The following is a 12,658-nucleotide window of genomic DNA, read 5'->3' on the forward strand; positions in this document are numbered from 1 at the left end:
TCATACGTAATCACTGGCGGCCTCCTCGTCGAGCATGGGCAGGCCGTCGTGCCACCAGGCTGCCAGGTTGTGTACGTGGGGGGCCTTGAGGATCGTGAAGTGGTTGCCCGGACCGTACCAGATGCTGAGGTCAGGGATATGCTTGCGCCATCCTTCGATCATTTGCTCCTGTTCGCGTTTATTGCCGGCTGTGTCCAGGGTTGGATCATTGGCCAGCACCAACCGCACAGGCCCGGTGTAGCGGTGTTGCGGTTGATAGACCGTGCGCAGTGCCGTACCGAAGGCCCGCGCCGGACCGCGCATGGCATCCACCGCCGAGCGCTGCGGCAACATGCCGGCCCGAACCATGCCGGCATGCAGCAAGCGCATCTGCGCGGTATCGTCCTGGGTACCGAAGACCGTGGCATCGATGCCCAAGGACTTGCCAGACGCCAACTGCATCGCCTCGATCAGCCGATTCAGCACCCCCGTCGCGGTGTAGGGCTTGCCCACCACGCCGTTGCCGCCCGGCGATTCACTGTCGATCAGCGTCAACGAGGCCACCTTGCGACCCCGGGCATTAAGGCGGGCCGCCATCTCGAACACGATCCACCCACCGAAGGAATGGCCGAGCAGATGCACCGGCCCCTCCGGTTGTACCTTGTCGATCGCGTCGAGGTACGCCTGGGCGGCGGTTTCCACGAGACTGAAAGGCTCGGTGCTGCCGTCCAGCCCACGGTGTTGCAACCCATGGATAGGCCATTCCGGACCGAACGCGTCGGTCAGCCCGATAAAACCGGTCACGCTGTCGCCAGCCCCCGGCACGCAGAAGATCGGCGCCCGGTCGGCACGTCCGCCCTGGATCGTCAGCAGCGGCTGGTAACGGCTCCTCGGCGCAGGCGTTGGTCGTGCCGCGACGGTGCCCAGCGCGTCGCTGATGGCGAGGCCCAATGCCTTGACCTGGGGGGCTTGCATCATCGTCTGGTGGTTGCCCGGGACCTTGACGCAGTGCATTTGCGTCGTGGGCAGGACAGCGTCCCAGCCCAGGTAGCCGGAATGCTCGGGCGCATCGTCCTTGCGTTCCTCGGCTATCAACAGGTGCACCGGTACGGAGATCGGATACACCAGATAATGGGCCAGGGCATGACCGTGGGCGACCTCGCGATCCAGGTACTGCCAGAGCTGGGCCGCGCTGTAGCCGGCCAGCTCAGGGGGCAGCAGGCCTTCGTCGCCACACAGTTGCACCAGGTCTTCAAGTGCGAAATCGTTCAATCGGGTCTGCAGATGGGCCAGTTTTTCGAGCACCGACGCCAGGTCAGCCTCAGCCAATATGCCGGTCTTCCAGAACACTTCGCAGCGGTCCAGTAAATGCCGAGCGTGGGCTTCACCCAATGACCAGCGCTCCCGGCCCTGATCCACCAATCGTGGCAGGTAGCTGTCGATCAGGCCGACAAACTCGACCTCTTCGTCCAGGCCAATGAGCTGGATGGCGATCTCGTAGGCCAACACGCCACCGAACGACCAACCGGCCAAGCGATAAGGGCCCTGGGGCTGGACCGAGCGGATGACCCCCACCAGCCGCGAGGCCAGGCATTCCATCGTCTGCAACTGCGGCTCGCCCCACGGGATGGCCGGCAGGCCATAGACCGGAATATCTGGATCGATGTGCTTGCCCAGCATCGGGAAGTAAAGATCCAGGCCGCTGAACTCGTGCACCAGGAACAGCGGGTTCTGCTGGCCGGTGGTGCGCACCGGTACAAAAGCCTCCTGCACCTGGACTTCGGTGCTGCGGGTCTGCAGCAACAACGCCATGGACGCGACGCTTTCGTGCTGGAACAGCTCGGCCAGCGATACCGTCAGGTTGGCTTGGGCCAGCAGCCCCAGCAAACGGACCGCCAGCAACGAATGCCCGCCCAGTTCGAAGAAATTGTCGTGGCGGCCGACCTGTTGCAGGCCCAGCACGTCTTGCCAGATCTGCGCGAGCACGGTTTCGATCTCACCTTGCGGGGCCTCGTAGACACGGCTGAAGACAGAGGCCTGGTCCGGTGTTGGCAAGGCCTTGCGGTCGAGCTTGCCGTTGGCGGTCAACGGCAAGGCATCGAGGCATACGTAGGCCGCCGGCACCATGTAATCCGGCAATTGCCCCTGCAAATGAGTACGCAGGGTCTCGATGTGCGGCGCAACGTCCAGGGCCCGTGGCGTGAAGTAAGCCACCAGGCGTTTCTCGCCCGGGACGTCTTCGCGCACCAGCACCACGGCGTCCTTGACCGCGTCATACTGGGCCAACCGGGCTTCGATCTCGCCCAGTTCGATACGGAAACCACGGATCTTCACTTGGTCGTCGTTACGACCGAGGTAATCCACCGTGCCGTCCGCGCGCCAGCGGGCCAGGTCGCCGGTGCGGTACAACAACGCATCCGGATCGGCACTGAACGGATCGGTGACGAACTTCTCAGCGGTCAGCTCAGGGCGATTCAAATACCCTTTCGCCACGCCGTCACCGCCAATGTACAACTCGCCGGTCACGCCGATGGGCACTGGCTGACGATTAACGTCCAGCACATAGACGCGGGTGTTACCAATCGGACGGCCAATCGGGATACCGCCCTCGCCCACCTGTTCGATTTCGTAGGTGGTGGTGAAGGTGGTGGCTTCGGTCGGGCCGTAGCCGTTGAGCAGGTGCAGCGGCGCACCTTCTTTCAGGACGCGGCCGATCACTGTCGGGTCGAGTACATCGCCACCGACAATCAGGTAGCGCAGTTGAGCGAACACTGACAGCAGTCCGGCGGCGTATTGATGGAACAGACCGGCGGTCATCCACAGCACGCTCACCGCTTGCTCAAGCAACAACGCTTGGAAATCCGCCTGGGACAACAGCACGTCCTGGTCAACCACCACCACGCAACCGCCATTGAGCAATGGCGCCCAGACGTCGAGAGTACTGGCGTCGAAGGCCGGGTTTGAGGCGAAAGCGACCCGATCCTCGGCGTTGAAATCGGCGTAACCGTTATTGATCACCAGTCGGCTGATCGCCCGATGTGGCACCAGCACGCCTTTCGGTGTGCCAGTGGAACCGGAGGTGTACATGATGTAGGCCACCGATTCGCTGCTTTGCACCAGGTCGAGGTTATCAGCGGCCTCGTCGAAGACCAGCGTATCCAGATCCACCCGTAGCGATGCTTCAGGCGCTAGCACGGTGCTCGACGTCAGCACGACTTGCGCCCCGCTGTCCTGCACCATGAATTGCTGACGCTCCAACGGCGCGCTGACATCCAGCGGTACATAGGCGCTGGCACACTTGAGGATCGCCAATTGGCTGACCAGCAGCTCAATGGAACGCTCCAGGGCAATCGCCACCCGATCGCCCGGTTGCACACCCAGGCCGACCAGGTGACGGGCCAGGCCATTGGCCCGGTGGTTCAACTCGGCGTAGCTCAGGCTGTGGGCGTCATGCACGACCGCAATGGCTTGCGGACGCTCCTTGGCCTGCGCCTCGAACAGGCCATGGACGGTCCTGTCCTGGGGATAGCGGCGAGTGGTGGCGTTGAAATCCACCAGTAAGTGGCGACGCTCGGCCGACGGAAGGATCGACACGCGGTTCAACGGTGTCTGCGGCATCTGTTCCAGCGCCTCGACCAGATGCTCCAAGGCGATGTTCATGTAGACACACATCCGTTGCGCACCGATCCGAGGCACCGCCAGTGCCGACACATAAAAACCTTCGCCCAGGTCATCCACCGACAAGGTCAGCGGGTAGTTGGTGCGCTCTTCACTGCCCAGGGCCTCGATGCCCTCCCAGGCGGCAAACGCTTCGCTCGACGCCGTGCCCATTGCGCTGTGCCGGTAATTGAGCAAGGCGCTGAACAACGGCAGCGGCGCGGCGACACCGCTGCAACGCTGGGCCAGGGACAGCGAGGCGTGCTCGTGCCCCAGCAGACCGGTCAAACGCCCGTGGGTGGCTTTCACCCCGTCACGCACGCCTCGGGTATCGACATCCACCCGCAATGGCAGGGTGTTGATGAACATGCCCAGTGCCCGGTCGGCGCCCTCGCCGCCCTGCATCCGGCCCATCAACACCGTGCCAAAGACCACATCCTGTCTTCCGGACACTTTGCTCAGGACTTGCGCCCACGCCAAGTGATGCAGGCTCGCGGCGCTCACCCCCAACTGACGGGCCTGGGCCCGCAGGCGCCGGCTGAGGTCGGCGGCGAGGTTGAGTCCGGCCGCTTCGATATCGCTGCCGTCGCCACGGACATCCAGCAAGCCGAACGGTAACGTGGGTTCCTCGATGTCGCCGAGCATGTCGCGGAAGAACCCTTCATGTTCCTCACGGCTCACGCCCAAGCGGGCCTGGGCCACGTAGTTGCGGAACGGCACCGCTGCGCCCAATTGGCCAGCATGGCCTAGCAGGTGCGCTTGCATCTCGTGTTGCACCACTTCCAGCGCCGTGTGGTCAAGGGCCATGTGGTGGAACAACAGCATGGCGATCCACCGCTGGTTGGCGGCGTCATGGCTGAACACCAGGCGCATCAACGGAGCCTGGCGTACATCGAGGCGCAGGTGCCGCCGGTCGAAGCGTTCGAGCAGTTGCGTGGCGACGTCGTGGCCCGGCTCGAAAACGCACTCGTCCAGAATCAATTGCGCCTGGCGAACGACCACCTGCACCGGCTCGCGCAAGCCTTCCCAGAGCACGGCGGTGCGCAAGATATCGTGTCGGTCGATGACGCCTTGCAACGCGTCGACAAAGGCATCCAGCCGGGCGCGATCCTTGAAGTTGAAGCTGGCCTGCTGCACGTAGAGATCACCCTGCTGCGAAGCCAGGTGGTGATACAGGATCCCTTCTTGCAGCGGCGCCAGGGCATAGATGTCCTGGACATTGCTCACACCGCCCGGCACCGTCGCGACAATCTGCTCGATCTCCTCCTGGGTCAGATCGGCCAGCGGCAGCATGTTCGGTGTGATGCGTGTGCAACCGGGGCTAATACCGTTGACCGGCACCACGACCTCCGTCGCGCCACCGACGGCCGCCGCCAATGCCGCCAGCGTCGGCTGGCCAAACAGCACGCGTACATCGGCGCTCAGGCCCACTTGGCGCATGCGTTCGATCAGCGTGACCGCCAGCAGCGAGTGGCCGCCCAGTTCGAAGAAGTGGTCGTGACGCCCCACCCGCTCAATCTGGAGCAACCCGGCCCACAATTGCGCCAGGGTCGTTTCGACGGTCCCCTGGGGTGCGGCGTAATCGCGGGTAATCACCGCGTCCAGGTCCGGTGCCGGCAGCGCCTTGCGGTCGAGTTTGCCATTGGGGGTCAGCGGCAGTACGTCGAGCCGGATGTAGGCGGTTGGCACCATGTATTCCGGCAGTTGCTCCAGTAGATGAGCCCGCAGGACTTCGATGTCGGCGAAAGCTTCTGGCGCATGATGGGTGAAATAGGCGACCAGGCGTTTTTCCCCCGGTACATCTTCACGGGCCAGCACCACGGCTTCCTTCACCGCCTCATGCTGCGCCAGCCGCCCTTCGATCTCGCCCAGTTCGATGCGAAAACCCCGGATCTTCACCTGGTCATCGTTGCGCCCCAAATACTCGATATTGCCGTCCGCCAGGTAACGACCCAGGTCGCCGGTGCGGTACATCCGGGCATTCGTCGCGGTGCTGAACGGATCCCCCAGGAAACGCTCGACGGTCAATTCCGGACGGTTCAGGTAACCCCGTGCCACCTGCACGCCACCGATGTAGATCTCCCCGGCCACGCCCAGGGGCGCCGGTTGTCGATGGACGTCGAGCAGGTAGATCCGCGTGTTGGCAATCGGCTTGCCGATGGGCGTGCTGTCCGGGGTGTCTGCACCCGCGCAGTCCCACGCCGTCACGTCCACCGCCGCTTCGGTCGGGCCGTACAGGTTGTACAGGCCGGTGCGGGGCAGTTGCGCCTTGAAGCGCCGCACCAGGTGCCCCGGCAACGCCTCGCCGCTGCACATCACCCGCACCAGCCCCGCGCAGACGCTTGCCTCGCCATGGGCCAGGAACACATCGAGCATCGACGGCACGAAGTGCAGCGTGGTGATGCCCTGGGCCTGGATCACTTCGCGCAGGTACGCCGGGTCGCGATGCCCGCCCGGACGGGCCATCACCAGCCGCGCGCCGCTGAACAGCGGCCAGAAGAATTCCCACACCGACACGTCGAAGCTGAACGGGGTCTTTTGCAGCACTGCGTCCGCGGCGCTCAAGCTGTATTCGTCCTGCATCCACAGCAGGCGGTTGACCACCCCGCCGTGTTCGTTCATCACGCCTTTGGGCAGGCCGGTCGAACCCGAGGTGTAGATGACATAGGCCAGGTGATGGGCATGCAAGCCTTCAACCTGCGGATTATGGGTGGGCTGCGTCGAGAACCCTTGCGCCTCATCCAGCAGCAGGGTCCGCGCCTGGGTAGCCGGCAGGCTGACCTGCAACGCGCGCTGGGTCAGCACCACCATGGGCGCGCTGTTTTCCAGCATATAGGCAAGGCGCTCATGCGGATAATCCGGGTCCAGCGGCACATACGCCGCACCGGCCTTGAGAATCCCCAGCAGGCCCGCGACCATGTCCAGGCTGCGATCGGCACAGATCGCCACGCGGTCATCCGGGCGAATGCCCAGTTCCAGCAGGCGATGGGCAATCTGGTTGGCGCGTGCATTGAGTTGCGCGTAGCTCAGCTGCGCCTCGCCAGCCACCACCGCCACAGCGTCCGGGCAGGCGGCGGCCCGCGCCTCGAACAGGCCGTGCAGGGTCAGGCCCTGCGGATAATCGACCGCCGTGCTGTTGAGCGTTTCCAGCAGATGCTGGCGTTCGGTGTCAGCCAGCAGCGGAATCTGCGCCACCAGGGTCTGCTCATCAGCCACCATGGCCCGCAGCACGCCCTCCAGGTAACCGAGGTAGCGCTCCGCCGTGGCAGGGTCGAACAGCGCCGTGGCGTATTCCAGCGAACCAAACAGGCGCCCATCGATCAGGGCCATGTCCAGCAACACGTCGAACTTCGCGGTGCGGCTGGTCACGCCCAGCCCTTGCAGTGACATATCGCTCAGTTCCAACCCCGTGGCTTCGCTGTTCTGCCAGGACAGCATGGCCTGGAACACCGGGCTATGGGACAGGCTGCGCAAGGGCCGGACCACTTCCACCACCTGCTCGAACGGCAGGTCCTGGTGCGCCTGGGCGTCCAGGGTCCGAGCCTTCACGTGTTGCAACAAGGCTTGCACTGTCAGTCCGTCCGCCACATCGACGCGCAGCGCCAGCGTGTTGACGAACAGGCCGATCAAACTCTCGACTTCCGCTTGCATGCGGTTCGCCACCGGCGTGCCGATGACCACGTCGTGCTGGCCGGACAGGCGACTGAGCACCGTGGCCCAGGCGGCCATGACTGTCATGAACAAGGTGGCGCCATGGCGTTGGCTCAACGCCTGGAGGCCTTGGGTCAGGGTTTCGTCGAGGACGATCCCCACCGCCGCGCCGGCGTGATCTTGCTGCGCGGGCCGTGGCCGATCGGTGGGCAACGTCAACAAGGCCGGTGCGTCGGCCAGGGTCTGCCGCCAGAAATGTTCCTGTTCGGCCAGGACCTCCCCGGTGAGCCAGCGCCGCTGCCAAAGGGCATAGTCGGCGTACTGAATCGGCAACACCGGCAATGGATCGTCCTGCCCCTGACGGAACGCTTCGTACAGCACGCCCAATTCATGGGTCAGCAGATCGGCGGACCAGCCATCGGAGACGATATGGTGCAGGGTCACCAACAGCGCGTGATCATCCTCTGCCATCCGCACCAGTCGGCCGCGTACCAGCGGGCCGTGGGCCAGGTCGAAGGCCTGGCGAGCCTCCTCCTCGGCCAGGGCCAGCAGCTCGGTTTCGGCGTCCGCGTGCCCTGCCAAGGCCTGGAACCGCAACGCAAAACCGACATCGGCCAGGGCAATGCGCTGTTCCACGTCCTGCCCCTGCGCCTGTACAAACGTGGTACGCAAGGCCTCGTGGCGGGCGACGATACGATCCAGTGCGCGGGTGAGCGCCGACGTATCCAGCGCGCCACGCAGGCGCAGGCCAGTGGGGATGTGATACGCCGCACTGGTGCCGTCCAGTTGCGCCAGGAACCAAAGGCGCTGCTGGGCGAACGACAACGGCAACGCCTGCTCGCGGGACACCGGCACGATACCGGGCCGGGTGCTGCGCGCCGCCTGGGAAAGCACCTGGGCCAGCGCGCTCAATTGCGGTTGGGCAAAGACATCGCTCAGGTTCAGCTCCATGCCCAATTGCGCGCGTACCTGGGCGATCAAGCGCATGACCAACAAGGAATGCCCCCCCAGTTCGAAGAAGTGATCGTGACGGCCCACCGACTCGACCTTGAGCAGGGTCTGCCAGATCTGCGCCAGGACGATTTCCGTGTGGCCTTGCGGCGCTTCATGGGTGCGGCTGGCGTACGCCTCGGCATCGGGCATCGGCAAGGCCTGGCGGTCGAGCTTGCGGTTCGGCGTCAGCGGCAGCGCCGCCAGGCTGACGAACGCGCCGGGCAGCATGTATTCGGCCAATTGCGTCGACAACTGCGCACGCAAGGTCGCCGCGTCCAGGCGCGTCCCGGCCTGCGGCACCACATAGGCCACCAAGCGTTTGTCGCCCGGGGTGTCTTCGCGCACGATCACCGCCGCCTCCCTGACCCCGGCACAGTCGCCCAGCCGGGCCTCGATCTCGCCCAGTTCGATACGGAAACCCCGCACCTTGACCTGGAAGTCGTTGCGCCCCAGGTATTCAAGGCGTCCGTCCGGACGATAACGGGCCAGGTCACCGGTCTTGTACATGCGCGCATCGGGCTGGTCGCTGAACGGGTCGGCCAGGAAGCGTTCGGCGTTGATGGCGTCCAGGTTCAGGTAACCACGCGCCACACCGTCGCCACCGATGAAGATTTCCCCCGCGACCCCGAACGGCACCGGCTGGCGGTGCCCATCGAGCAGGTAGATACGGGTGTTGGCCATCGGCCTGCCGATGCTGGCATTGCCGAGGATGCCATCGACCGCGTCATGCTCCATGTAGGCGGCCGTGCAGGACACCGTGGCCTCGGTCGGGCCATAGGTATTGACCAATCGGGTATGGGCGGGACGCACCGCGTCCCACATCTGCAATTTCTGCGTCGACAAGGCGTCACCGGTGACGTTGATCAGCCGCACGTCGCGCAGAGGGTCCCGAGCCTGGGCCGGCGTGCTGTGCCACTCGGCCACGAGGGTGTGCCAATGGGCCGCCGTCAGGTGCAGGAAGGTCGGGCGAATATCGCCGTTTTGTTGTAACTCGGCACTGCCGAACAGCTGCCGGGTGGGCGCCAGGGTGGCGCCGGCCAACAACGCCGGGAAGATCTCCTCCACCGACAGGTCGAAGTTCAGGGTGTTCTGCTGCAGTACCGTGTCTGCCGGCGTCAGGCCGAACAAACAGATCGCATCGAGGCAATAGTTGACCAGGCCCCGGTGTTCGATCATCACCCCTTTGGGATGGCCAGTGGAACCGGAGGTGTAGATGACGTAGGCCAGGTGGCGCACGCCCAGGGAGGCAACGAGCGGATTGTCGTCACGACCGCCGGCAATCCCGCGACGCACGCGCTCGGCACGGTCGAGCAGCACCACCGGCACCGTCAACGCCGGCAGACGACCAAGCAGCTCACCTTGGCCCAGCAACGCCACCGGGGCGCTGTCGGCGAGCATGTAGGCCAAGCGTTCGGCCGGAAACGCTGGGTCGAGCGGCACGTAACCGGCACCGGCCTTGAGAATGGCCAACAGGCCGATGAGCATCTCGACGCCGCGTTCGACACAGATCGCCACCCGGTCATCCGGGCGGATGCCCTGCTCGATCAGGTGGTGGGCGACCTGGTTGGCCTGGCGGTTCAGTTCGGCATAACTCAGGCGCTCATCACCGAACACGACGGCGATGGCGTCCGGTCGAGCCTCGACCTGGGCTTCGAACAACCGGTGGATCGTCTGTTCACCCGGGTACGCGGCCTGGGTCGCGTTGAGACCTGCCAGCAAATGCTCACGTTCGCCGTTGTCCAGCAGCGCGATCCGCTCGACCTGGGTCTGGTCACTGGTGACCATGGCCCGCAACAAGCGCTCGAAGTAGCCGAGGTAACGTTGCACCGTGGGCCCGTCGAACAACGCCGTGGCGTATTCGAGGGCGCCAAACATCTGCCCTTGGACCTCGCCCAGCTCCAGGGACAGGTCGAATTTGGCGACGTTGCTTGCCGCCCCCAGGCCTTCGAGTTTCAAGTCCCCCAGCACCAGTTCGGTGTTGTCATGGGTCTGCCACGACAGCATGGCCTGGAACAGCGGGCTGTGGGCCAGGCTGCGCACCGGCTTGACCACTTCCACCACTTGTTCGAATGGCAGGTCCTGATGCGCCTGGGCACCCAGGGCCTGGGTCTTGACCCGGGCCAGCAAGGTGGCCACGGTCGGCGCCCCCGAGAGATCGATGCGCACGGCCAAGGTGTTGACGAAGAAGCCGATCAATCCTTCGACTTCCGAGCGCGTGCGGTTGGCCACCGGCGAGCCGATGACCACTTCATCCTGGCCTGAAAGCCGGCTCAACAACGCGCCCCAGGCAGCCATCATTGTCATGTACAGCGTGACGCCATGGCGCTGGCTCAGGGCCTTGAGGCTCGCGGTGAGGTCAGCGTCGAACACCACCGGCAACGCCGCCCCGGCATAGTCTTGTTGCCCAGGACGTGCACGGTCGGTGGGCAGCATCAGCAACGCCGGCGCATCGGCCAGGGTTTGCCGCCAGTAATCGCTCTGGGCTTGCAGCACCTCGCCACTCAACCAGCGACGTTGCCAGACCGCGTAGTCGCCGTACTGCACCGCCAAGTCTGGCAGCGGATCGTCCAAGCCATGACGGAACGCCTCATAGAGCGCCGCCAGTTCCTTGATCAATACGCCAATGGACCAGCCATCCGAAACGATGTGGTGCATGGTCACCAGCAGCACATGATCTTCGCTGTCGAGACGGATCAGGCGGCCGCGGATCAATGGGCCCTGTTCCAGGCTAAAGGTGTCGGCGGCTTCCTGGGCCGCCAGCGCGTGCAGTTGGCCCTCGGCGTCGGCCTGGCCGCCAAGGTCATGGTGCAGCAGCGCGAAACCAACGTCGGCGGGCGCGATGCACTGCCGAGGTTCCTGGCCCTGGGCCTGAACGAAGGTGGTCCGCAGGGCCTCGTGACGGGCCACGATGCGGTCCAGTGCCCGTTGCAAGGCGGGGCGATCCAGCACACCGCGCAGGCGCAGCCCGGCGGGCATGTGGTAGGCGGCGCTGGCCCCTTCCATCTGCGCCAGGAACCACAGGCGCTGCTGGGCGAACGACAGGGGCAGGTCGTCTCCACGAGAAACCCGGACGATCTCCGGCAACGTACTGCGCCCGGCCCGCGCCACGGCTTGTGCCAAGCCCATGAGCTGGGGCTGGGCGAACAGTTCCGTCAGGCCCAACTCCACACCCAGGCGCAGGCGCACCTGGGAAATCAATTGAATCGCCAACAACGAGTGGCCACCCAGCTCGAAGAACTGGTCATGGCGCCCGACCTGTTGCAGGCCCAGCAGGTCTTGCCAGATCTGCGCCAGGGTGGTTTCGACCTCGCCTTGCGGGGCTTCGTAGCCTCGGGTGATCAGCGCGTCGAGGTCTGGTGTCGGCAGGGCCTTGCGATCAAGTTTGCCGTTCGGTGTCAGCGGCAGTGCGTCGAGGCGAACGTAGGCAGCAGGCACCATATAGGCCGGCAACTGCGCTTGAAGGTGCGTGCGCAGGGCTTCGATGTCGATTGGCGAATGCTGGGTGAAATAGGCCACCAGGCGCTTGTCGCCTGGCATGTCTTCACGGGCCAGGACCACGGCTTCGTTCAAGGCATCGTGTTGAGCGAGCTTGGCTTCGACCTCTCCCAACTCGATGCGGAAACCACGAATCTTCACCTGATCGTCGTTGCGGCCCAGGTATTCGATGTTGCCGTCCGGCAGGTAGCGACCCAAGTCGCCAGTGCGATACATGCGGGCATTGGGAACCTTGCTGAATGGATCGTTCAGGAAGCGTTCAGCCGTGAGGTCGTCGCGGTTCAAATAACCCCGCGCTACCCCGGCGCCACCGATGTAGATTTCACCCGGCACGCCCAGCGGCACCGGTTGTTTGTGTTCGTCCAGCAGGTAGAACTGGGTATTCGCCACCGGTTTGCCGATGTGCGCGGCAAACCCTTCCTCACGGGCCATCGACACCCAACTCGAATAGGTCGTGGTTTCCGAAGGGCCGTAGAGGTTGCACAGGCGCTTGACCTGGGTCTGCTCGAACAACGTCTCAACCAGGCTGCGCTTGAGCGCTTCACCGGCGACGTTGACTGTGTCGACGCCCTCGCCCAAGCCGCCCGATTCCAGCAAGGCCTTGAGGGCCGAGGGTACGGTGTTGATCAGCGTGATGTCGTGCTCACCCTGCTGCAGTTCCAGCACATTAGTGACCACGTCGATGCTGCCGCCGGAGGTCAGCGGCGCGAAGCACTCGTAGACCGCCAGGTCGAAGTTCAGCGAAGTCGAGAACAGGGTTTTAGCCAAGGTCTGCGAATCGAACGAACGATGGGCCCAGGTCAGGAAGTTCACCGTGTTGCGGTGCTCGATCATCACGCCTTTAGGCAGACCGGTCGAACCGGAGGTGTAGATCACGTAGGCC

Annotated in this window: 1 protein-coding gene (running past one end of the window); it reads right to left on the reverse strand. The window is 64.5% G+C overall.

The window, feature by feature from the left end; genetic code table 11:
- Positions 1-12,658 carry the end of a non-ribosomal peptide synthase/polyketide synthase gene (locus M1D99_RS17770; protein ID WP_458130527.1) on the reverse strand. The gene runs 18,278 nt beyond the window's last position, so only the last 12,658 of its 30,936 coding nucleotides appear in the window; its start codon lies off the right edge, out of view; it ends in the stop codon at positions 1-3.

The sequence above is a fragment of the Pseudomonas sp. R3-41 genome, assembly GCF_054161485.1.